The following is a 21,590-nucleotide window of genomic DNA, read 5'->3' as shown; positions in this document are numbered from 1 at the left end:
GCCCGAACGGGAGGTCCACCGACGCCCCGGCCCGGCGGATCGCCGCCTACTCGGTCCGCAACCCCTCGGCGCGCACCAGAGCGGGGCGAATCCGGCGGCGCGCAGCAGCACGGCCTTCAGGCTGCGGGCCCCGGACGGCGAGATCCCCGGCACGTCCTACGCCGAGGGAGCGTTCGACGCCGCCCCCGGCACCCTCGTCTGCCCGGCCGGAGCCCACCGCGTACTGTGGCCACGGGAGTTCAGGGCGCGAAGACCGAAAGACACACACCTCGGCGGGGGACGCGGATGGACGTGCTGATCAGGCCCGCACGGGCAGCGGAAGCCGACGCGCTCACCGACTTGGCGCTGCGGTCCAAGGCGCATTGGGGCTATGACGCGCGGTTCCTGGAGGCGTGTCGGGCGGAGCTGACCGTTGCCGCGCACGAGGTCGCCCGGCGACGAGCCACGGTGGCCGACAGGGGCGGCCGGATCATGGGCTTCGTGACTCTCGAGGGAGAACCGCCGACAGGCGTCGTGGGCATGATGTTCGTCGAGCCGCGGGCCATCGGCCGGGGAATCGGCCGCCTGCTGTTCGAACGCGCCGTCGCTGCCGCACGAGACCTGGGGTTCACCCGGCTTACGATCGACGCGGACCCTCATGCCGAGCCCTTCTACCGCGCGATGGGCGCGGTGCGCACGGGAACCGTCCCCTCGGGCTCCATCGCCGGCAGGGTGCTGCCGCGAATGGTCGTCACCATCCAGCGCTGAAGGCCCGTGACGGGATCAGGACCCGGTCTGCGTGCCGGGCGACGTCGTCGACATGGGTGGCGGTCGCCGGCGGTGCCCGCCCCGAAGGGGCGATGTCCTCCGGGGCGTACGGCAGGCGATGGCGGTTCAGGCGTTGTAGCCGCCGTGGGCGTCCAGCACCGCGCCCGTGACGTACGACGCGGCGGGGCTCGCCAGAAAGGCGATCGCCGCGGCGATTTCGTCGGGGTGGCCCACGCGTTGCAGGGACAGCGAGCTGATCAACGCCTTGAGGGTCTCGGGGTCCGGCCCTTCCATGCCGCCCTCCATCAGCCCGGCCTCCACGACATTGGCCGTGATGTTCCGGGGCCCGAGGTCCCGGGCGACCCCCATGGTGTACCGCTCGATCCCCGACTTGGTCGCCGAGTAGTCGGCGAGGCCCGGGGCGCCGACCCGGGAGCCCAGTCCGGAACTTACCGTGATGATGCGACCGCCCGAGCGCAGTACTCGGGAGGCGGCCCGGATGACGGCGATCACGCCGAGGTAGTTGGTGGCGTGCATCCGGTCCAGCGCGGCGGTGTCCGCCTCCGGGTCGTCCACCCTGCGGCCCTGTTCCACCGAGATCGCCGCGTTGTTGACGAGGATGTCCAGGCCGCCGAAGTGCGCGACCACGTCGTCGATCAGCGCCCGCGCCCGGCTCGTGTCCGCCTGGTCGGACCTGAAGGCGACGGCCTTGCCTCCCTTGCCGCGCACCTCGTCGACGACGGCCTGCGCCTGCTTCTCGGAGCTGACATAGGTGAAGGCCACGTCGGCGCCCTGCTCGGCCAGCAGCCGCACCGTCGCGGCTCCCAGGCCGCGCGACCCCCCGGTGACCAGGGCGACCTTGCCTGTGAGTGGCTTGCTCATTCTTCCCACCTCGTTGATCGATCCTTCCCGACTGTCGTAACGGTAATTGTTACGTCGAGCTATTGCAACCTTCATTGTTACGACTGGCTTGTCGTAACATGAAGCGTTGCGGCCGACAGGAGGGTCCATGAGCGCCAACAGCAGGCTGACCATCGCGGCCCACGCGCTGGCCTGGATCGGCCTCTACCAGCGCCAGGGCCACGAGGTCGCCACCTCCGAGCAGATCGCGACCAGCGCGAACACCAACCCCGTGGTGATCAGGCGGCTGCTCGGCGAGCTGCGCAGGGCCGGGCTCGTGGAGTCCCGCCGGGGCGTCGGCGCGGGCTGGTCGCTGGCGCGCGAGCTGGAGTCGATGACCCTGCTCGACGTGTACGAGGCGGTGGAACCCGGCCCGCTGTTCGCGATGCACCGCACCACCCCGGACCAGGGCTGCGTGGTGGGTTACGGCATCCAGCCGGCGATGCAGGGCATCTACGAGGGCATCGAGGAGACCCTGCGCAAGGAGCTGGCCCGCGTCACCCTCGCGGACGTCCTGCGGGACGTGCTCGCGGCGCCTCGCCGGCCTTCCCGTGAAGCCCCGGGAGGGCGCCGTCCGGCGTGACGCCGAAGACCGCTCCCGGCGGCAACGACGACGTCCGCCCGAAGCTCCGGCGGCTCGTCGAGCGGGAGAAAACCCGTTGCGGGTGACCCGCACCGGATGTCTGATGGACCGGCCGCCGATCAGGGGAGGGAACATGAGTGGGTCGTTGCCCACCCCCTCGTTGCACACCGCCCGCCTTCGACTGCGCGCCTTCGAGGACGCGGACGCGGACGACCTCTTCGCACTGCACAGCAGCGCCCACGTGCTGCGCTACTGGGACGCGCCACCGTGGAGCGAACCGGTGCGCGCCGAGAGGTTCATCGCGGCGTGCCGGCGGATGGCACAGGAGGGGACCGGCGCACGGCCGGCCGTGGAGCGTGTCTCCGACGGCGCGTTCATCGGCTGGTGCGGCCTGAGCGGGTGGAACCCGCACCACCGCAGCGCGTCGCTCGGCTACTGCTTCGACGACGCGGCGTGGGGCCACGGCTACGCCACCGAGGCCGCCCGCGCCCTGCTGCGGTGGGCGTTCGACACGCTGGACCTCAATCGCGTCCAGGCCGAGACCGACACGCGCAACCTGGCTTCCGCCCGCGTGCTGGAGAAGCTCGGCTTCGTGCGGGAAGGGACGTTGCGGGAGAACTGCGTCGTCAACGGCGACGTCTCCGACTCGTGGGTCTACGGACTGCTCAGACGGGATCGGCGGCCCCCGTCCGAGCCGGTCCCCACCCGCTGACTCGCGTCGCTCGGCCCCGCCGGGGGGCGTGACGGGCGGCACGTGGGCCGGTTCCGTGGGCTCACTGCCCCACCCGTCCGTCGATGCGCTCGCGCAGCAGGTCGGCGTGGCCGCAGTGGCGGGCGTACTCCTCGACCCGGTGCACCAGGAGTTCCCTGACGGAGATCCGGTCCCGCCCCAGCCGCTCGCCGAGGTCAGGATGCGCGGCCAACGCGGCGTCCGTCGCGGCCTGTTCGCGCGCAAGGTCGGCGAACGCGGCGTCGACCGCCGCCTGTTCGGCGACGGCGCCGTCGAAGTCCGCGTCGCGCCCGCCGTACAGCTTCGGGAGGGGTTCGCCGTCGCCGATCCAGTTGCGCCAGTTCCTCTCCACCTCGGCGAGGTGCCGGACCAGGCCGAGCAGCGACATCGTCGACGGCGGAACCGACCGTCGCGCCAGCTGCTCCGGGTCCAGGCCCTCGCACTTCATCCGCAGGGTGATGCGGTAGTCGGCCAGATACCGGTCCAGCGTCGCGAGTTCGCCCTCCGGGCCCGGCCCCGAGCTGTCACGGGGGTCGTCATCGGGGTCGACCCACATGTCGGGGAAGACGGTTGCCTGGCTCCAGCGTTCGGGTTCCTCGGTCATGCCGCTCATGCTCGCCCGCGAGGGCACGAGCCCGCCAGCCGATTTCCCGGGCCGAGTGGGGGCGTTCGGGGCGGCCGGCCTGGCTGACGGGCCGCTCGCCGGGCACCGAGCCGGTGGTGGACGACGCTCGGGCCCTGCCCTGGCCGCCTTTCCTCTACTGATCCCCGCCTCGGCCCGACGGCCCCTGCGCGCCGGACCGGGTGTCGCGGAACCGCCGGAGCAGTTCTCGGGCGGGAGCGCTGTCCGCGTCGAAGGCGTGGAAGCCCTCCTGGTCGGCCGGCACGGCGGGACCCCACAGCCGTACTCCGTGGCACTCGAAACAGAAGGCCAGCCGGAACAGCGGGCCGGTGGCGCCGTGTACGCGGACGCCCCAGCCGGGGTTGAAGCAGCGGCGCATGTCGCCGTCCGGCAGCTCACCGATCAGAGTCAGCGTCCGCAGGGCCTGCGCCCCCTCCCAGACGCCGGTTTCCTCGCCGCTGACGTCCTCGGCGCTGTAGTGGCGCAGCGGATCGAGGATGCGGACGATCTCGATCCGTTCGGCCTTCTCGTGGGTGATCGGGAGGGGCAAGGCAGGCTCCGTCGGTCGTGTCAGGTGGGATGCGCGCCGCTCTCGGCGTACGTCGTGCGCCAGAGGGTAGGAGGTGTGCCGGTCTGGCGGCGGAAGAAGGTGGTGAAGTTCGCCAGGTCCCGGAAGCCGAGGCGCCGGGCGCAGGTGCCGACGGGGAGGTCGGTGTGGGCGAGGAGCCTGCGGGCTTCCAGCAGGATGCGCTGGTCGAGGAACGTCTTGGCGCCCGTACCGGCGGCGGCCCGGGTCGCCCGGGTGAGGGTGCGGGCGTCGTAGCCCAGCGCCTGCGCGTAGTCGCTCACCTGGTGCCAGTGGGTGAAGTGCTCTTCGACGGCCGCCCGGTAGGCGCGGAACACCTCGGTGTGGCGGCTGCCGGAGGGCGCCGAGCGGGGTGCGGCGGGGGCGTCGGGGAGTGTGCGCAGGACCAGCGCCGCCAGCAGGTGGGAGAGCAGCGCGGGGGATGCCAGCCGCGGTGTCCGCGCGGCCGCTCCGTGTTCACGACCGAGGTGTTCGGCCGCGAGGAGGGCGAGCGGCAGGCGTTCGCCGTCCAGTTCCCAGCACGCCGGCGCGGTGGCCTCCGCCGAGGTGAAGCCGGGCAGGAAACCGGGCCGGAAGAGGATCAGGGGGCCGTCGCAGGCGTCGATGTCGCTCCAGCGGTGCACCATGCCGGGCCGGATCCATACGACGCTGCCCGCCGCCAGCGGATGGGTGCGGAAGTCGGCCTCGTGCGCGCCGGTTCCGGAGCCGACCAGAGCGAGGACGTGGAAGTCGGGACGCTGCGGCCGTACGCGTCGCCGGTGCGGGTCCATCGCACGGAGCCTCGCGAAGTCGAGGAGCTCCACCCCGTACGCGGACCCCACCGCGGGCAGGTAGCGCAGCTGTCGCACCGCACCGTGTCCGTTTTCCACAATGACCGGGTTCCTTTCGACGACCGTGCGGACGTCCCGCTTCCTATGGTCGAAGACGGGCCTGAGAGCCAGGCCAGAGTACCGATGTACGGCAGCGGGGAGACAGCGGGAGCCGCGCTCCGTGGCTGCCGGGAAGGCATGACGATGACGGAATCCACAAGGACGGAAAGCGCAAGAACGGTCGCCGTGGCGGGCGGGAACCTGGAGGTGCGCACGGCGGGCCATGCCGGACCGGCCCTGGTGTTCGTCCACTACTGGGGCGGCTCCGCGCACACCTGGGACCGCGTGCTGGACCACCTGCCGCCCGCGCAGGCGACGGTGCGCTTCGACCAGCGCGGCTGGGGATGCTCCCGGGAGCTGCCCGGGCCCTTTCACCTCGACCGGCTCGCCGACGACCTCGCCCGCGTGACCGAGACCTGTGCGGCCGGGCCGTTCGTCCTCGTCGGCCACTCCATGGGCGGCAAGGTGAGCCAGCTCCTCGCCGCGCGCCGGCCGGCCGGACTCGCGGGCCTGCTGCTCGTCGCCCCCGGGCCGCCGCGGCCGCCCGCCACGGTGACCGAGGAGTACCGGCAGGGCCTCTCCCATGCCTACGACTCGCCGGAGACGGTGCGGCACGCCCTCGACCACGTCCTCACCGCCGCACCGCTGACCGAGCCGGCGCGGACCACCGCGATACGCGACAGCCTCTGCGCCGCTCCCGGTGCCCGGCGCGAGTGGCCCCTCCAGGGCATCGCACAGGACATCACGGCAGCGGCACGGCGGATCGACGTACCGGTGGCGGTGCTGGTCGGCGAACACGACGTGGTGGAGCCGCCGCAGGTCCTGCGCGAGCACCTTCTTCCCCACATCCCGCACGCATCCCTGACGACCGTCCCAGGCACCGGCCACCTGCTCCCCGTGGAAGCCCCCACCGCCGTCGCGAAGGCCGTCGCGGACTTCCTCGTGTCCCTCGAGGCGTAGGACGGGTGAGACGCCGGGGGAGCCGGCCGCCCGCGCACCGGACGGTGACGCGGGAAGGCGGGCTTCCCCGCTGGTGGGCAGCCGCACGCGGGGCCCGGTCGGGAAAGATCTGCGGAGAGGGCAGGATTCGAACCTGCGTGGACCCTTGCGGATCCGACCCCGAGGCATGCTCGCCGGTCCCCGATCAACCACTCCGGGCACCTCTCCTCGCTCCCGGCTCCGGGTCGGTGCCCGGTGCCGTTCACATGGAAGAGCCTGCCAGGCGGCGCTGACACGGCGCTGACGGGCCCGGCGCCATGACCCGCCGGGGGTTCTCCTCCCGGTCGGCCGGGCCCGTTGGCAGGTGTGTTCGCAACGCCTTGTCACAGGAATGTCTCAGCGTCGATCGGCACGCAACCGGGGTCGCGACGGCTCTGTCTGGACAGGTGCAAGGCCCGCTCACCAGGAGCGGGACCCGTCCCAAGGGGGAATCCGATGCGCGTTCGCAAGTTCTCGATGTTCGCTGTCGCCGGTGTGGCCGTCGGTCTGTCGCTCACGGCCTGTAGCGGCGGCGGCTCGGACAGCGCGTCGTCCTCCTCCGGCCCTTCCGTCACGGCCAGTTCCTCGGCCGGTTCCACGAGCAGCGCCCAGCCGGGCTCCTCGGCCGGCAAGACCGGCGGGGGCTCGGTCACGACCACAGGGTCGGGCAGCTCGAAGAAGTCCGGCGTGAGCTGCACGAACCAGATCGACTACGCCGGTGACCCGCGCTCCAACGCGGAGATCAACAGCATCGGTGAGCAGACGGGGCACTGCCCGGCGCCGCAGAAGGGCAGCAAGCCCGCGGGCACGCCGAAGAAGCCCGGCGTCAGCTGCACGAACCAGATCGACTACGCGGGTGACCCGCGCTCCAACGCGGAGATCAACAGCATCGGTGAGCAGACGGGGCACTGCCCGGCGCCGGAGAAGGGCAGCAAGCCCGTGGGCACGCCGAAGAAGCCCGGTGTGAGCTGCACGAACCAGATCGACTACGCGGGCGACCCCCGCTCCAATGCCGAGATCAACAGCACCGGCGAGCAGACCGGCTACTGCCCGCCGGTCCAGCACTGAGGCACCGGCCGACGGACCGCGACCGGGCGGACCCTAGGCCGTCCCCGCCAGCTCGCGCAGCGCCCTCGCCGAGGAGGATCCGGGATCGGCCGTGATCAGGACGACCTCCTGGTCGTTCTCGGGGACCAGGAGGACATCGCAGTTCAGCCGCAGTTCGCCGGCCGTCGGGTGGGCGAGCGTCTTGGCCCGGTGCCCGGGGGCGTGCACCGGGCGGGTCTCCCAGAGCAGCCGGAACTCCTCGCTGCCGGCGCGCAGTTCGGCCAGCAGGGCGGCGAGCCGGGCATCGTGCGGATAGCGGTCGGCGGCCCGGCGCAGCCGCGCCACCACGATGCGCCCGAACTCCCCGGCGCTGGAACTCTCGTACATCCGTCCCTCGCCGAGGAACCGGCGCCGGGCCAGGTTCGTCGTGCCCTGTCCGAGATCACCGCCCCACAGGGCCTGGGCCAGCGGGTTCCAGGCGACGATGCCGTAGGCGGCGTCGGTGACGATCGCACCGGTCTCCGGCAGGCGCCGCAGCATCCGGGCCACCTGCGGGCGCACCCGCCGCACCGCGCCGGTGGCGGGCGGCGGCGCACTCGTGCCGGCCAGGCGGAACAGATGGCTGCGCTCGGCCGGTGCCAGGCGCAGCGCCTGGGCCAGCCCGTCCAGGACGCGGGGCGACGGGCGGGGGCCACGGGCCTGCTCCAGGCGCACGTAGTAGTCGACGGAGATGTGGGCCAGCTCGGCCACCTCTTCACGGCGCAGACCCGGAGTGCGGCGCGGAACGCTCGTGGGCATGCCCAGCTCGCGCGGCCGCAGGAGCGCGCGACGCTCCCGCAGGAAGCGGGCCAGTTCCTGCCGGTCCATGCCGCCTCGCCTCTTTCCGTTGCCTGGTACAGGTGGTCCCTGGCAGGGTCGTCGGCGCCGGGGGACCGTGGCTGTCATGAACGATCGCACAGCACTGGTCACCGGTGCCAACAAGGGCATCGGCCTGCACATCGCCCGCCTGCTCGCGGCCGAGGGGTTCGTCGTGCACGTGGGCTCCCGCGACGCCGGGCGCGGACGGCGGGCCGTCGAGGAGATCGGCGGCGACGCGCGCCTGCTGCTCCTCGACGTGACGGACCCCGACAGCATCGCCACCGCCGCGGCACGACTGGACCGCCTCGACGTACTGGTCAACAACGCGGGCGTCATGCCCTCGCTCGCCCCGCCCACCGAGACCGCCATGGACGACTTCCGGCGCGCTTACGAAACCAATGTGTTCGGGGTCGCCGCGGTCACCAACGCCTTCCTTCCCGCCCTGCGCCGCTCCCCGCGCCCCCGGATCGTCAACATCTCCAGCGGCACCGGATCACTGACCTGGAGCACGAACCCGAACCCCCAGTTCACCCCCGGCAGCGGCGCCTCGGCCGCGTACCGGTCGTCGAAGGCCGCGCTCAACGCCCTCACCGTCCTGTACGCCCAGACGCTGGCCGAGGACGGCTTCAAGGTCAACGCGCTCGCCCCCGGCCGGCGCGCCACCGACCTCAGCCACCGGGCGGCCACGGGCGGTGACCCGGCGGAGGCGGCCCAGGGAGCCGTACGACTGGCGCTCCTGCCGGACGACGGGCCGACCGGCGCGTTCTTCTCCTGGGACGGAACCCCCGTGCCGTGGTGACCTCGGACGACGGCCCCCGAGCGGTGCCGTGGGCACCGCGGACCGGTGCCCCGGGGCGGCACCCGGACCCGGGCCGCCGCCTCACGGCCTGCCGCGGCGTGTGACGAGGTCGCGCAGCCGGTCCCACGGGCCCCACACCTGCGCGGCGGCCCTCGTCAACGGAGCCGAGCCGGGTGCGCCCGGCCGGGGGCGGGTCGGTGCCGACGCCTGCGCCCGGCGGGCCTTGCGCCCGAGATCCCGCAGCACATCGGCGGGACACAGCGCCTGGAGGCGCGGCAGCAGCAGTTGTTCCTCTTCGACGACGTGCTCCGTGACACGGTCCAGCACGGACAGCAGAAGATGCCCGAACCTCTCGCTGCCCGCCTCCTCGGCTTCCAGGGACGTCAGCAACTCCTCGATCCGGCGTTGCTCGTCCAGTCGCCGCTCGACGAGGGCGCCCCCGTCGGGCAGGTACCGGCGCAGGACCGGGTGCAGATGTTCCCGCTCCACCGTGAAGTGGCGGACCAGGCTGATGCTCACCTGCTCGGCCAGAGTCTTCCGCTCGTCGCCGCGGGGCGACGCGGAACGGATACGGTCGAACAGGCGCTGGATCTCGCGGTGGTCCGCCGTCAGTACCTCGATGATGCCGCTCCCACTGTCCACTGCCGCTCCCTCGACCGCCGTCGAAATGCGTCTGCCCTCGGCATGCCTGCGCAACAGGCCGGTGGATCTTGCCCAAGATTGAATCACGCGGCACTCGGCACTTCCGCTGTGCCGCGCGGCCGATCGAGCCGCGCGGCACAACGGCGCCGGGCGGGACGTGGAGGAGCGTGGTGCGGGCATGCCGACGGGACGACGCAGGGCGGTACTCGGGGCGAAGGCGCGACAGACCGCGTTCCAGACCTATGTGGCGACGGACCGGCGCGCACCGGTCTCGGAACTGGCCCGGCAACTGCTGCGCAAGGCGTTCCCCGACCACTGGTCCTTCCTGCTCGGCGAGATCGCCCTCTACAGCTTCGTCGTTCTCGTCCTCACCGGCAGCTATCTGACCCTCTACTTCGACCCCAGCCTGGTCCAGGTGCCCTACACCGGTTCGTACGCGCCGTTGCGGGGACTGCTGGTGTCGAAGGCGTTCGCGTCGACACTCCACGTGAGTTTCGAGGTGCGCGGCGGTCTGCTGATCCGACAGATGCACCACTGGGCGGCACTCGTCTTCGTCGCCGCCATCGGTGTGCACATGCTCAGGATCTTCTTCACCGGCGCGTTCCGCAGACCCAGGGAACTGAACTGGGCCATCGGCGTGACCCTGTTCATGCTCGCCCTGCTGGAGGGCTTCTGCGGCTACTCGCTCCCGGACGACCTGCTGTCCGGCACGGGGCTGCGCACCGCCAACACCATCGTGATGTCGATCCCCGTCGTCGGGACGTCCCTGGCCTACTTCGCCTGGGGCGGCGCCTACCCCGGCACGCTGCTCGGCCAGCGGCTCTACATCCTGCACGTGCTCTTCGTCCCCGGCCTGCTGATCGCCCTGATCGCGGTGCACCTGGTCCTGGTCGTCTATCTGAAGCACACCCAGTGGGCGGGCCGGGGCAAGACCAACCGGAACGTGGTGGGACAGCCGATGTACCCCTCGTTCACCGCGAGGTCCACCGGACTGTCCCTGATCGCCTTCGGCGTCACCGCGGTGCTGGCCGCGGTCGCACAGATCAACCCCGTGTGGAACTACGGCCCCTACATCCCCGACCAGGTCTCCACCGACGCCCAGCCCGACTGGTACGTCGGCTTCCTGGAAGGAGCGCTGCGGCTGATGCCGGCCGCCGAGACCAACGTCGCCGGGCACACCATCATGTGGAACGTCTTCCTGCCCGCGATCGTGCTGCCCGCGCTGCTGTTCGCCGTGCTGTACGCCTACCCCGTCTTCGAGCGGTGGGTGACCGGGGACCTGGTGGAGCACCATCTGTGCGACCGGCCCCGCGACCGGCCGGTGCGCACGGGGCTCGGGGTGGCGGGCATCGTCGGCTACGCCGTGCTGCTCATGGCCGGCGGCAACGATGTGATGGCCTACGAGTTCGGCGTCTCCGTCAACGCCCTCACCTGGGTCTTCCGCATCGCCCTCGTCGTCGGTCCGGTCGTCGCGTACCTGCTCACCCGGCGCCTGTGCCTCGCGCTGCAACTGCACGAGCGGCAGCTGTACCGGGAGGGGGAGGAGACCGGGGTGGTGCGCCAGGACCTGGCCGGCGGTATGGGGGAGAGTCACACGGGACTCGACCGGGAGCGGCGCTACCGCCTGCTCGTCAGGGAGCGCCCGCTGCCCCTGCCGGCCCCCGGACGCCAGGCCCCGCTGCGCCGTCGCCTCAGGGCGGCGCTGAGTTCCTGGTACTACCGTGACCGGGTCGAACTGCCCACGACGGCGGAGGAACGCCTCCAGATCACGGGCCGTACGGCGGACCCGGTGTCGGGCGGGGCCGGCGGCGAGCAGTGAGCGCACCGGCCCGCCGGGGACGGGCTGCCGATCCGCGGCCGCTCACCGGGCCGTGAGCGGCCGCGTCCGCCTCATCGGATCTCCCGGTTCCCGAACTGGAAGACCAGGCCGAAGACCCCCGGCCACAGCAGGCCGAAACCGATGAGGACGACCCACACCCCGTAGACGATGCCGACGGCGATCACGGCGGCGCCCAGCGCGGTGACGACCGGGTAGCCGCTGGAGGGCGGGAAGAAGTCGACGATGCCGCTGCGCTCCCGGATGTCGGAGTCCTTCCGGTCCTCGGGGCGCCTGCCTTTGCGCCGGTAGTTGATCAGGAAGAAGAACGAGATCACCGACGACATGCAGAAGGCGATGGTCAGCGCGGCCATGCCCGCCGGTTCGCGCGCGAACCAGATGTAGGCGGCGTCGGTGAGGAGGAAGAAGAGGGCCACACCGGCGAACAGGTACGCCTCGGCTTTCATTCGCTCTGCTCTCCCAGCGTGTCGGGGGTCGGCTCCACCGTTCCGCGGGCCTGCTCCGGCAGTTCCCGCCGCACCTCGGGATGGTGCAGATCGAACGCGGGGGAGTCGGATCGGACGCGGGGGAGCGAGGTGAAGTTGTGCCGGGGCGGTGGGCACGACGTCGCCCATTCGAGGGAGCGGCCCCAGCCCCAGGGATCGTCCACGTCGATCTTGGGCGCGTAGTACGCGGTCTTCCACACGTTGTACAGGAACGGCAGGGTGGACAGCCCGATCAGGAAGGACCCGATGGTCGAGATGGTGTTGAGGGTGGTGAAGCCGTCGGCGGGCAGATAGTCGGCGTACCGGCGGGGCATCCCGACCTCGCCCAGCCAGTGCTGGACGAGGAAGGTGGTCTGGAAGCCGACGAACAGGGACCAGAACTGGATCTTCCCCAGGCGTTCGTCGAGCATCCGGCCCGTCATCTTGGGCCACCAGAAGTAGAAGCCGCCGAACATGGCGAAGACGATCGTGCCGAACAGCACGTAGTGCAGGTGCGCGACGATGAAGTACGAGTCGGTCAGATGGAAGTCCAGGGCCGGCGAGGCGATGACCACGCCGCTGAGCCCGCCCAGCAGGAAGGTCACCATGAATCCGGCCGACCACAGCATCGGCGTCTCGAAGGAGACGCTGCCCCGCCACATGGTGCCGATCCAGTTGAAGAACTTCACGCCGGTCGGGACGGCGATCAGGAAGGACATCAGGGAGAAGAAGGGCAGCAGCACCGCGCCGGTGGCGAACATGTGGTGGGCCCACACGGCCGCCGACAGCATCGTGATGGCGATCGTGGCGGCGACCATGCCCGCATATCCGAACACCGGCTTGCGGCTGAACACGGGGATGATCTCCGTGACGACGCCGAAGAACGGCAGCGCCACGATGTAGACCTCCGGATGGCCGAAGAACCAGAAGAGGTGCTGCCACAGCAGCGCCCCTCCGGAGGCCGAGTCGAAGATGTGGGCGCCATAGGCGCGATCGGCCACCAGGGCCAGCAGGATCGCGGTGAACACCGGGAAGGCCAGCAGCACCAGGATCGAGGTGAACAGGATGTTCCAGGTGAAGATCGGCATCCGGAACATCGTCATCCCCGGCACCCGCAGACACACGATCGTCGCGATGAAGTTGACGGCGCCCAGTGTGGTGCTCACCCCGGCGACCGCCAGTCCCATGGCCCACAGGTCGCCGCCGTGGCCGGGGGAGTGCACCGCGTTGTTCAGCGGCGCGTAGGCGAACCAGCCGAACGGCGCCGGACCCTGGTCGACGAGGAACCCGGAGAGGACGATCAGTCCCCCGAAGAGGAAGAGCCAGTACGACAGCGCGTTCAACCGCGGGAAGGCGACGTCGGGGGCCCCGATCTGCAACGGCATCACCGCGTTCGCGAACCCGGCGAAGGTGGGGGTGGCGAACAGCAGCATCATGATCGTGCCGTGGATCGTGAACAGCTCGTTGTACTGCTGATTGGTGACCAACTGGAGCCCCGGGCGGGCCAGTTCGGCGCGCATGATCATCGCCAGCACGCCGGCGAACAGGAAGAACGCGAACGAGGTGACGAAATACAGATGGGCGATCTTCTTGTGGTCGGTGGTCGTCAGATAGTCCCGGACCCGCTGTGCCGCGGGCACCCGGGGTTCACGGGTGGTGACATCCGGGCCGCCCGGCCCCGAACGTGTCTGTGTCATGAACGCCCTCCACGCGCTGGACCGACCGTGGGCATCCGGGGGCTTTGGCACCCCGGCTCTGGTGGCAGCGTGCCGGGCGCCCGCGAAGGTGCTCCGCCCTGCCCGGATGACACCGCGTCAGGATGCCAGAGAAGACCGCTCGTCGCGTCCGACGCGACCGTGCCATCCGGGTGGACGCCGAGGTCAGGCGGTCTTGACGACCGTCAGCAGTGGTGGACGCCGATGCGGCGCCGGCGCCGGTGGCGCCCTCTCCCACGTGCGCACCGTCCGCGTTCGCCACCAAGGGCCCGGTGGGTCGTTGGCACTGGCGGAGGCCGCCGCCGAGGCGGCCGGAAGGGGAGGAGCCGCAAGTGCACGACAGGGAAAGGGAGTTCCGGGTCGCACCGGAGTTACGCGAGGCGTACGAGGCGTGCGAGGCCGAGGTACGGCGGCATGTCGGCCGGCTGGGGGCGGCGATCGGTGTGCTCCTGCCCGAAGCGGTCCGTCCGTTCGTGTACGCGATCGCCGGCTGGGTGGTGTGCACCGACCGGATCGCCGACGAGGGGCCGCCCGGGGACCGGGTGGAGCGGTTCGCCCGCTGGCGGGCCGACACCATGGCCGACCTGCGCCGCGGGCACAGCGCGCATCCGGTGCGGCGCGCGTTCGTGGACACGATGCGCGGACGGGACCTCGACCGCGCCCTGGTCGAGGAGCACCTGGAGACGATCGCCGCGGACTGCGCGGCGGTGCCGGACTTCGAGTCCTTCGCCGACCTGCGACGCTATCTGCGGGGATGCGCGGGGGCCACGGCCGAGCTGTGGGCCGCCCTGGTGGAGCCGCGGGGGCCGGAGGCCCTGCGGCTGGTGTCGGTGCTCGCCGAAGCCTGCCAGCTGGCGGATCTGTTCGAGGATCTGCCGGCCGATCTGGCGGCGGGCCGCTGCTATCTGCCCAAGGGTGATCTGCGCCGGCTCGGGCTGGACGCCGACGACCTGCGGCGCGGCGCGCCCCGCGAGACGCTGGACGCGTTCGTGGACGTACAGCTCGCCCACTGGCGGGCGTTGCTGGACGAGGCGGCGCCGGTACCCGGGATGGTGGGCGGGGAGTACCAGCCGTTCGTGCACTCCCTGCTGCTCGGCGCGCAGACGCACTACGACGAGGTGACCCTGCTGCGGTCCGAGGTGCTGACGGCCGGCATCGAGCCGGTGCGGCTCGACGGCCGACCTGACCGGCGCCCGGCCCGCCCCGTGCCGGGAGGGGTGCCGGGCCATGTCGCGGTGATCATGGACGGCAACCGGCGCTGGGCCCAGGCCCGCGGTCTGCCGACACCGCAGGGCCACCGCGCGGGCGAACGCGCGACCCTGCGGCTGGTCAACGCGGCCCTGCGGCTGGGCATCCGGCACCTGAGCGTCTACGCGTTCTCCACGGAGAACTGGGAGCGCTCGCAGGACGAGCTGACCGCGCTGTTCGAGGCCCTCGCCGACGGGATCGCCCGGGACGCGCGGTGGCTGCACGGACTCGGGGTGCAGGTGCGCTGGTGCGGGCGACGCGACCGGATCGACACCTCGCTGGCCTCCTCGATCGCGCTGGTGGAGAGCATGACCTGCAACAACGACGTGCTGATGCTCACCGTCTGCGTGGACTACGGCGGCCGGGAGGAACTGGCCGCCGCCGCCCGCGCGCTGGCCGCCGAGGCGGTGTCCGGCGCGATCCGGCCCGAGGACATCGGCCCCGCCGACCTCGCCCGGCACCTGTACGTGCCGGAACTGCCCGACGTCGATCTGCTGGTGCGCACCTCCGGCGAACAGCGGATCAGCAACTTCCTGCCCTGGCACCTCGCCTACGCGGAACTGTTCTTCGACCCCGTCCCGTGGCCGGACTACGACCTGGCCCGGCTGCGTGACGCCGTCACCGCCTACGCGGCACGGGGGCGCCGCTTCGGCGGCGACGGCGCCCTGCCCGCGCAGACCGGACACGACGAGCCGGCCCGCACCGGCTGACCGGCCCGGGCCGGCGGTCACCGAAGCCGTCGTACGGCCGTCACGGCCGTCACGGCCGTCCGGTCCTCAGCGCTGGTTCTCTCAGTGTTGGTTCTCAGCGCGGTCACGCCTTCGGCGGGGTGTACACGCCCTCGGCCGTCACATGCCCCAGCACCGTGGCGGTCGTGAGGCCGGTTCCGCCGAAGGCGGTGCCGAGCGTCTCCACCATCTCCGGCGTGGGCCGCAGCGGCACATCGGTGATCCGGACCCGCATCGGCCGACCCAGCGGCACGTTTTCCGTCCTCAGCACTCCCTCGTGCCACTCCGGCCGGGCCACCGCACGGTGCGCGACCTCGATCCCGTTGGCGACGCCCTTGCCGGACGCCAGTCCGTCCCCCAGCGAACCCTCCAGTTCGGTCAGCCGCACGGTGCCGTCCGGTGTGCGGAACTGGACCCCGCCGTCGAGCCGTCCGTTGCCGTGGGCCTGCGCCGGGTCGGCCGGCGCGGGGTCGCCCTGTCCGGAACGCACGGGAAAACGGATGGCCTTGCCCTTGGCGTCCTGCACCAGGCGGGCCGGGGCCACCGGCTCCACCACCGCCTGGAAGCGGTCGAGCAGGGCCTGGGCCTGCTCGGTCCAGCGGACCTCGATCCAGCCGTCGGACACCGTGCCCAGCGCGCCCGGCCCGGCGGTGTCGGCGGACGCCGTACCCGTGAACTGGGCCAGTAACGGCGCGGCCATGGCCGCGCCCAGCACCGAACGTCGCGATGCGCTCATCGATGGGTCTCCCTCGCTCCTGGGACCGCAGGCCCGCGGTCCGCAGGGAGCATGGGGGCACGGCGCCGCGGCGGGGAGAGCGATGAAGGTCAAACCGCCCGAAAGTGTGACGGGCGGAATCGATCACGCTGGTCCGGGCGTCGCCGGTTCAGGGAAGCGGGGGGCGCGGGGGAAGCGGTGCGGCTTCCGGCAGCGCGGTGACGGCCCCGCCCGGGTCCTCCTCGGGCACCGCGAGCGGCTGCCGGCACGGCGTGGACAGGTCGAGGCCCGGAGCGGCCCGGACGAGGGCGCGGGCCGTGGCCCTGGCCCGCGCGAGGGTCGGCGCGCCGACGGAGAGGAGACGGAAGGGCGCGGGCGGACGGAGCTCGACGCACACGACGGGTTCGCCGGGCCGTACGATCACGAAGTCCGTCCCCGCCTGGTGGCGGCGGGTGCCGATGCTCCGGGCGCCGGGAATCGACACGCCACGCCGGGGGACCCCGCGCAGGGCACGCCACCAGTCGGCCTCGACCGTCACCCGGCGCACCGCGGCCAGCGGCACCCGCACATCGCGCCGGCGTGCGGCCGCCCGCTCCCACAGTGTCAGGCGTACGACCACGTCGTCACCGTCGACCAGCATCCGTGCCATGACCCGACCCTTCCGTCTCCCATCCTCGTCCGGAGGCGGCCGGATGTCCTGCGGGGCTATCGCGCGTAAAGGGGTGGCCGGTGCGCCCCCCTGCCGTGGTGGCGACGGTCCCGGACGGCGTCCTCGGGGCACGCCCGGTAGGTCACGTACTCGTCGTCGGTCACCCGGCCCGGCGCCGTCGGAGGCACGCCCGCGCCGGGCCGTCCGCCGCTGTCCGCCTCAGCGGCGGGACTCGATCTTCAGGCCGCCCGTGGTCACCTCGCGGATGTGGGCGCCGGTGAGCATGTCGTGCGGGTAGCCGAGTCCGATGGCGCCGGCCTCGTCGAGGCGGGCCAGCTGGGAGTCGGTGAGGTCGACCTGCAACGCGCCCAGGTTGTCCTCCAGTTGAGCCGGGGTGCGCGCGCCGATGACCGGTGCGGTCACGCCCGGATTCCGCAGGGTCCAGGCCAGGGCGACCTGGCCGGGTGTGCGGCCCAGCTCCGCGGCGACCTCCTTCACGGCGTCGGCGACGGCGAGGCTGCGTTCGGTGAGTGTGCCCAGGGCCAGGTTGAGGCTCTTGCGGGTGCCGGCGCCGGAGGAGGCGTCCGCCGAGGTCAGGTCGGCGCGGCCGTACTTGCCGGTGAGCACCCCGCCGGCCAGGGGCGAATAGGGGATCACTCCGAGCCCCATCTCGCGGGCCATCGGGATCAGGTCCCGCTCGCCGCCGCGCTCGACCAGGTTGTACTCGATCTGCAGCGCGACCAGCGGCGACCAGCCGCGCAGATCGGCGATGGTCTGCATGCGCGACACCTGCCAGGCCGGGGCGTTGGAGATGGCGACGTACAAGACCTTGCCCTGCCGCACCAGATCGTCCAGGCCGCGCAGGATCTCCTCGACCGGTGTCGTGAAGTCCCACACGTGCAGGTAGAGCAGATCGATGTAGTCCGTGTCGAGCCGCCGAAGGCTGGCGTGCACCGAGTCGAACAGGTTCTTGCGGTGCGCGCCCCCGGAATTCGGGTCGCCGGGCCGGCGCAGCGTCGTGTACTTCGTCGCCAGCACCAGGCGCTCGCGCCTGCCGCGGGAGAACGCGCCCAGCAGACGCTCGGAGCTGCCGTCGGTGTAGGTGTCGGCGGTGTCGAGGAAGTTGCCGCCCCGCTCTACGTAGAGGTCGAACAGCTTGCGCGCCTCGTCCTCCTCGGCACCCCAGCCCCAGTCGGTGCCGAAGGTCGCCGTGCCCAGTGCCAGCGGTGAGACCCGCAGCCCCGAGCGGCCCAGCAGTCGGTAGGTGTCGAGGGTGAGTGACATCGTGTGCTCCCACGGTGGTGATTCGTTGCCGGGAACAAGGCTGCGACGGCGGTGCGCCCGCGGTAAGGGAAGGCGGTTCCTGGGAACGCCGGTACCACCCTGGCTGTTGGAACCGGCATGACGACCCGCACCGTGGACACCACACAGGAACTCGCCGCGTTCCTGCGGACCCGCCGTGAACGGCTGGACCCGCGCGAACTCGGTCTGCCCTCGCCCCGGCGGGCCCGGCGGACCCCGGGACTGCGCCGCGAAGAGGTCGCCGAACTCGCGGGGATCAGCGTCGACTACGTCGTGCGGCTGGAGCAGGGGCGCGGTCTGCGGCCCTCGGCGGACGTGGTGGAGGCGCTGGCCCGGGCGCTGCGCCTGGCGCCCGCCGAACGCGCCTATCTCTTCGGCCTGACCGGGCAGCGCCCCCGCACCCCCCGGAAGCCCGCCACAAGCGCGGAGCCGACGCTGGCCCGGCTGGTCGACGACCTCGCGCCGCTGCCGGCCATGCTGATGAACCACCGCTACGACATCCTGGCCTGGAACCACGAGATGACCAGGCTGCTGCTGGACTTCGACACCCTGCCCCCGTCGCGGCGCAATTCGATGTGGGTGTGCCTGATGCACCCGCGGACACGCGAGCTCTACGTCGACAGGGAACGTGTCGTGCGGGAGGGCGTCGCCCACCTGCGCGCCGCGTGGGCCGCGCACCCGGACGATCCGGCGCTGACCGGGCTCATCGCCGAATTCCTCGCCGGTGACGAGGAGTTCGCGCGGCTGTGGGCCGAGCGGGACATCGAGGTCAACGGCCGTGGGCGCAAGGTGCTGCGGCATCCGGAGGCCGGTGTGCTGGCGGTGCGCTTCGAGGTGCTGACCCCGCTTCAGGACCCGGATCAGCGGCTGGTGATCTTCCGCGCCGAGGACGACGCGAGCCAGGCGGCGCTCGACCGGTTGTGCGCGCGCTGAACCGGCGCAACACCGCTGTGTCACCGAGCAGACGGTGAGAATTCGCCTGTGGCTGGCGGGAATTGTTCCCCTGTCAAGCGAACCTGGAATGATCCACGGTCGGGTGGCGTCGGCGGGCCGCGCCGACGTGAAAGCGCGGTGAAGCCCGGGAAGCCGTCAGATGCCGGTCACCGCCCTTTTTCGTCAACCTTGATTGACCGCGTCGCCGGTTCAGGTGCTTGCACGTGGTCCCGTGCTTAACCGGTGCCTCACCAGAAAATAATCAACTCAACGACGCCACCGAAATGGAGTAATACATGCGCCGTACCCGGATCGCCCTGCTCGCCGCGGCCAGTGCCCTGCTCGCGGTATGCGCCACCGCCGGTACCGCCGGCGCGGCGGAGGAGGGCGACGTCGTCGTGTTCAGGACGGAACTGACACCGCTGACCGTCTACCACGACCCGCACGGGTGCCACAAACTCCCGCTGGACGCCCATGTACTGACGAACCGCACCGACCGGCCGGTCACGGTGTACGGGGACCCCTTCTGCCTGACGCCCGGCCTCGTCGTCCGCCCCGGATACGGGGCTCACGTGGCGCCCGGCAGTGGCAGCTTCTCCGCCTGAGCCCCGCCCGCCCCGCTCGTCACACACCTGCTTCCACACCCTGGAGAACCTGCACAGATGGCCGCCGAACTCGTCGTCATGGGGCTGGGGCACGTCGGGCTGCCGTTATCCCGAGCCGCCGTCTCGGCCGGCGTGGCCACCGCGGGGTACGACGTGTCCGACACGGTGGTGACGGGCCTGTCCGAGGGCCGCTCCCACGTGGGCGGGGTTCGCGACGCCGATGTCGCCGCCATGCTGGACGTCGGCTTCCGCGCCACCGACGACCCCGCCGTCCTGGACGGCGCGCAGACCGTGGTGATCTGCGTGCCCACCGGACTCACCGCGCAGGGCCTGCCCGATCTGTCCGCCGTCGAGGCCGCGGCCGAGACCGTCGCCGCCTGGCTGCACCCCGGCATGCTGATCGTCCTGGAGTCCACCAGCTACCCGGGCACCACCGAGGACGTCGTACGCCCCCTCCTGGAGCGCGGCAGCGGACTGCGGGCGGGCGAGGACTTCCACCTGGCGTTCTCCCCGCAGCGCATCGACCCCGGCAACACGACCTGGAATATCCACAACACCCCGAAGATCGTGAGCGGTTGCACCGCGCTGTGCGCCAAACACGCCGTCGCGTTCTACTCCCGGTTCGTGGACCAACTCGTCGTCGCCCGGGGCACCCGCGAGGCCGAGATGGCCAAGCTGCTGGAGAACACCTACCGCTACGTCAACATCGCCCTGGTCGACGAGGTGGCCCTGTTCTGCCACGCGACCGGCATCGACATCTGGGACGTACTCCACTGCGCCGCGTCGAAACCTTTCGGCTTCGAACCCTTCGATCCCGGACCCGGCATCGGCGGACACTGCATCCCCGTCGACCCCCGCTACCTCGCCGCCCGCGCCGAATCCCAGGGCTTCCCCTTCCGCATGCTGGCAGCGGCCCAGGACGTACTGAGCCGCATGCCGGACCACGTCGTCGACCGGGCACTGACCCTGCTCACCGACGCGCATGGCCGCCCCGACGGCGCGCGGGTACTGCTGCTCGGCGTCACCTACAAACCCGACGTGGCCGACGTCCGCGAGACACCGGCACGCCAGATCGCCGCCGGACTGCTCGCCGCGGGCGCCGACGTGCGGTACCACGACCCCTACGTCGCCGAATTCACCGTCGACGGCCGGACACTGCCACGCGCCGTGAACCTCCAGGACGCCATGGCTGACGCCGACGTGGCCATCCTGCTCCAGGACCACGCCTGCTACGCCGGCCAAGCGCTGGGCCAGGCCCGCTGCGCCCTGCTGGACACCCGCGGCAAGGCCGTGGGCAGCAGAGTCACCCTTCTCTGACCTTCCTTCTCCCGCCGGCCCCTGCCCGGCAACCCTGCCGGCCGGCCCGCCGCCGGCCCCCAGAGCCCGCGCACGGGCACCGCCCTGCGCGGTCGCGGCCCTGCCCGAGTGCCGCGGCACGTCATCGCCGTGCATCCATCCAGAACAAGGAGAAACCCATGAGCACTTCCGTCGCCAACGAGCGCCTGGCCAAGCGCTTCGACAAGTGGGACACCGACGGCAACGGTGTCCTCGACGCCGGTGACTTCCTGAGCGAGGCCGAGCGGATCGCCCAGAACCTCGGCAAGAACGCCGACTCGCCCGAAGTGCAGGAACTTCACCAGGCGTTCAAGGGCCTCTACGAGTACCTCGCCCAGAAGGCCGGCGTCGAGGCCGGCGGCGCCATCAGCCGGCAGCAGTTCCTCGATGCCACCGGGGACATGCTGTTCAAGGAGGGCGAGGCCAGCTTCAACCGCGCCCTGTCGCCCATCGTGAAGGCGCTCATCCGCCTGTGCGACGAAGACCACGACGGCCAGATCAACGCCCGCGAGTTCCAGGCCTGGCTGTCCGCCGTCGGCGTCCCGGTCTCCCAGGCCGGCGAGTCGTTCCAGAAGGTCGACAAGAACGACGACGGCCAGCTGTCCGAGGACGAACTCCTCCAGGTGGTACGGGAGTTCCACTTCGGCCGGCTGGAAGTCGAACTGCTCGGCTGACCTGCCGGACCCGCACGGGTCCGG

The 21,590-nt window shown here is 71.7% G+C and carries 24 protein-coding genes and 1 tRNA gene; 12 read left to right on the top strand and 13 right to left on the bottom strand.

Going from position 1 to position 21,590, the window contains the following annotated elements; genetic code table 11:
* Positions 1 to 285 precede the first annotated feature (285 nt).
* Positions 286 to 747, top strand: a complete 462-nt coding sequence (locus tag ACSP97_RS01570; protein ID WP_355147242.1) for a GNAT family N-acetyltransferase — start codon at positions 286 to 288, stop codon at positions 745 to 747.
* Between the two features lie 126 nt (positions 748 to 873).
* Here ACSP97_RS01570 and ACSP97_RS01565 read toward each other — a convergent pair whose 3' ends face one another.
* Positions 874 to 1,629 carry an SDR family NAD(P)-dependent oxidoreductase gene (locus tag ACSP97_RS01565; RefSeq protein WP_440556131.1) on the bottom strand — a complete coding sequence of 252 codons (756 nt, stop codon included), beginning with the start codon at positions 1,627 to 1,629 and terminating at the stop codon, positions 874 to 876.
* A 127-nt stretch (positions 1,630 to 1,756) separates the two neighbouring features.
* Between ACSP97_RS01565 and ACSP97_RS01560 the strand changes: the two genes are divergently transcribed.
* Entirely contained in the window at positions 1,757 to 2,230 is a 474-nt protein-coding gene (locus ACSP97_RS01560; RefSeq protein WP_440556130.1) for an Rrf2 family transcriptional regulator, read from the top strand.
* A gap of 133 nt (positions 2,231 to 2,363) precedes the next feature.
* Positions 2,364 to 2,942: a GNAT family N-acetyltransferase gene (locus ACSP97_RS01555; protein ID WP_355327632.1), complete on the top strand. Its 579-nt coding sequence runs from the start codon at positions 2,364 to 2,366 to the stop codon at positions 2,940 to 2,942.
* A 61-nt stretch (positions 2,943 to 3,003) separates the two neighbouring features.
* Here the strand turns inward: ACSP97_RS01555 and ACSP97_RS01550 are convergent, their stop codons facing one another.
* The 3 genes from ACSP97_RS01550 to ACSP97_RS01540 form a co-directional block, all read right to left on the bottom strand.
* The gene (locus ACSP97_RS01550; RefSeq protein WP_355147250.1) at positions 3,004 to 3,573 is read right to left on the bottom strand and encodes a DinB family protein; all 570 of its coding nucleotides are present in this window, start codon (positions 3,571 to 3,573) and stop codon (positions 3,004 to 3,006) included.
* Positions 3,574 to 3,718: 145 nt separating this feature from the next.
* Positions 3,719 to 4,132 (bottom strand): hypothetical protein, encoded by a 414-nt coding sequence (locus tag ACSP97_RS01545; RefSeq protein WP_440556129.1) that lies wholly within the window; start codon positions 4,130 to 4,132, stop codon positions 3,719 to 3,721.
* Positions 4,133 to 4,152: 20 nt separating this feature from the next.
* Positions 4,153 to 5,037, bottom strand: coding sequence for a helix-turn-helix domain-containing protein (locus ACSP97_RS01540; protein ID WP_440556128.1), 885 nt, complete (start codon positions 5,035 to 5,037; stop codon positions 4,153 to 4,155).
* A 144-nt stretch (positions 5,038 to 5,181) separates the two neighbouring features.
* On the opposite strand from ACSP97_RS01540, the gene ACSP97_RS01535 reads away from it, so the two are divergent.
* Complete coding sequence (locus ACSP97_RS01535; RefSeq protein ID WP_355147256.1) at positions 5,182 to 5,997, top strand: alpha/beta fold hydrolase; 816 nt, start codon at positions 5,182 to 5,184, stop codon at positions 5,995 to 5,997.
* A gap of 112 nt (positions 5,998 to 6,109) precedes the next feature.
* Here ACSP97_RS01535 and ACSP97_RS01530 read toward each other — a convergent pair.
* A tRNA-OTHER gene (locus ACSP97_RS01530) sits at positions 6,110 to 6,204 on the bottom strand.
* A gap of 155 nt (positions 6,205 to 6,359) precedes the next feature.
* On the bottom strand, positions 6,360 to 6,713 hold the full coding sequence (locus ACSP97_RS01525; RefSeq protein ID WP_355147258.1) for a hypothetical protein: 354 nt from the start codon (positions 6,711 to 6,713) through the stop codon (positions 6,360 to 6,362).
* Between ACSP97_RS01525 and ACSP97_RS01520 the strand changes: the two genes are divergently transcribed.
* Positions 6,703 to 7,083: a hypothetical protein gene (locus ACSP97_RS01520; protein WP_355147259.1), complete on the top strand. Its 381-nt coding sequence runs from the start codon at positions 6,703 to 6,705 to the stop codon at positions 7,081 to 7,083. The two genes, ACSP97_RS01525 and ACSP97_RS01520, sit on opposite strands and share 11 nt — an antisense overlap.
* A 33-nt stretch (positions 7,084 to 7,116) precedes the next feature.
* On the opposite strand, the gene ACSP97_RS01515 is transcribed toward ACSP97_RS01520, so the two are convergent.
* Entirely contained in the window at positions 7,117 to 7,929 is an 813-nt protein-coding gene (locus tag ACSP97_RS01515) for a helix-turn-helix transcriptional regulator (RefSeq protein ID WP_440556127.1), read from the bottom strand.
* A 76-nt stretch (positions 7,930 to 8,005) separates the two neighbouring features.
* On the opposite strand from ACSP97_RS01515, the gene ACSP97_RS01510 reads away from it, so the two are divergent.
* Positions 8,006 to 8,719, top strand: a complete 714-nt coding sequence (locus ACSP97_RS01510; RefSeq protein ID WP_355147263.1) for an SDR family oxidoreductase — start codon at positions 8,006 to 8,008, stop codon at positions 8,717 to 8,719.
* A gap of 81 nt (positions 8,720 to 8,800) precedes the next feature.
* Here ACSP97_RS01510 and ACSP97_RS01505 read toward each other — a convergent pair whose 3' ends face one another.
* A complete protein-coding gene (locus ACSP97_RS01505) occupies positions 8,801 to 9,361 on the bottom strand; it encodes a hemerythrin domain-containing protein (protein ID WP_355147265.1) in 561 nt (186 codons plus the stop codon).
* 178 nt (positions 9,362 to 9,539) lie between these two features.
* On the opposite strand from ACSP97_RS01505, the gene qcrB reads away from it, so the two are divergent.
* Positions 9,540 to 11,180, top strand: coding sequence for a cytochrome bc1 complex cytochrome b subunit (gene qcrB / locus ACSP97_RS01500; protein WP_355147267.1), 1,641 nt, complete (start codon positions 9,540 to 9,542; stop codon positions 11,178 to 11,180).
* Positions 11,181 to 11,251: 71 nt separating this feature from the next.
* Here the strand turns inward: qcrB and ctaF are convergent, their stop codons facing one another.
* Positions 11,252 to 11,644, bottom strand: a complete 393-nt coding sequence (gene ctaF, locus ACSP97_RS01495; protein WP_355147269.1) for an aa3-type cytochrome oxidase subunit IV — start codon at positions 11,642 to 11,644, stop codon at positions 11,252 to 11,254.
* Positions 11,641 to 13,359: an aa3-type cytochrome oxidase subunit I gene (ctaD, locus tag ACSP97_RS01490; RefSeq protein ID WP_440556126.1), complete on the bottom strand. Its 1,719-nt coding sequence runs from the start codon at positions 13,357 to 13,359 to the stop codon at positions 11,641 to 11,643. Before ctaD ends, ctaF begins: the two co-directional genes overlap by 4 nt.
* 350 nt (positions 13,360 to 13,709) lie before the next feature.
* Here ctaD and uppS point away from each other — a divergent pair, with 350 nt between their 5' ends.
* Complete coding sequence (gene uppS / locus ACSP97_RS01485) at positions 13,710 to 15,335, top strand: polyprenyl diphosphate synthase (protein WP_440556125.1); 1,626 nt, start codon at positions 13,710 to 13,712, stop codon at positions 15,333 to 15,335.
* Between the two features lie 103 nt (positions 15,336 to 15,438).
* Here the strand turns inward: uppS and ACSP97_RS01480 are convergent, their stop codons facing one another.
* The 3 genes from ACSP97_RS01480 to ACSP97_RS01470 all read right to left on the bottom strand — a co-directional run bounded on the left by ACSP97_RS01480 (position 15,439) and on the right by ACSP97_RS01470 (position 18,001).
* A complete protein-coding gene (locus ACSP97_RS01480) occupies positions 15,439 to 16,089 on the bottom strand; it encodes a hypothetical protein (RefSeq protein WP_355327665.1) in 651 nt (216 codons plus the stop codon).
* Positions 16,090 to 16,237: 148 nt separating this feature from the next.
* Complete coding sequence (locus tag ACSP97_RS01475) at positions 16,238 to 16,717, bottom strand: hypothetical protein (protein ID WP_440556124.1); 480 nt, start codon at positions 16,715 to 16,717, stop codon at positions 16,238 to 16,240.
* A gap of 219 nt (positions 16,718 to 16,936) precedes the next feature.
* On the bottom strand, positions 16,937 to 18,001 hold the full coding sequence (locus ACSP97_RS01470) for an aldo/keto reductase (protein ID WP_440556123.1): 1,065 nt from the start codon (positions 17,999 to 18,001) through the stop codon (positions 16,937 to 16,939).
* Between the two features lie 117 nt (positions 18,002 to 18,118).
* Here ACSP97_RS01470 and ACSP97_RS01465 point away from each other — a divergent pair, with 117 nt between their 5' ends.
* From ACSP97_RS01465 to ACSP97_RS01450, 4 genes are all read left to right on the top strand, one after another.
* Positions 18,119 to 18,952, top strand: coding sequence for a helix-turn-helix transcriptional regulator (locus tag ACSP97_RS01465; RefSeq protein WP_355327674.1), 834 nt, complete (start codon positions 18,119 to 18,121; stop codon positions 18,950 to 18,952).
* Positions 18,953 to 19,248: 296 nt separating this feature from the next.
* Positions 19,249 to 19,557, top strand: a complete 309-nt coding sequence (locus ACSP97_RS01460; protein WP_355147283.1) for a hypothetical protein — start codon at positions 19,249 to 19,251, stop codon at positions 19,555 to 19,557.
* A gap of 57 nt (positions 19,558 to 19,614) precedes the next feature.
* Positions 19,615 to 20,874, top strand: a complete 1,260-nt coding sequence (locus ACSP97_RS01455) for a nucleotide sugar dehydrogenase (RefSeq protein ID WP_355147285.1) — start codon at positions 19,615 to 19,617, stop codon at positions 20,872 to 20,874.
* Positions 20,875 to 21,032: 158 nt separating this feature from the next.
* Entirely contained in the window at positions 21,033 to 21,566 is a 534-nt protein-coding gene (locus ACSP97_RS01450) for an EF-hand domain-containing protein (RefSeq protein ID WP_355147287.1), read from the top strand.
* Positions 21,567 to 21,590: the final 24 nt, after the last annotated feature.

Origin of the sequence: Streptomyces sp. SCPE 10 (genome assembly GCF_051980735.1) — a bacterium.
GTDB classification, from domain to species: Bacteria; Actinomycetota; Actinomycetes; order Streptomycetales; family Streptomycetaceae; genus Streptomyces; species Streptomyces misionensis.
Note: the sequence above shows the minus strand (reverse complement) of the source record. Positions and strands in the feature narration are given on the sequence as shown.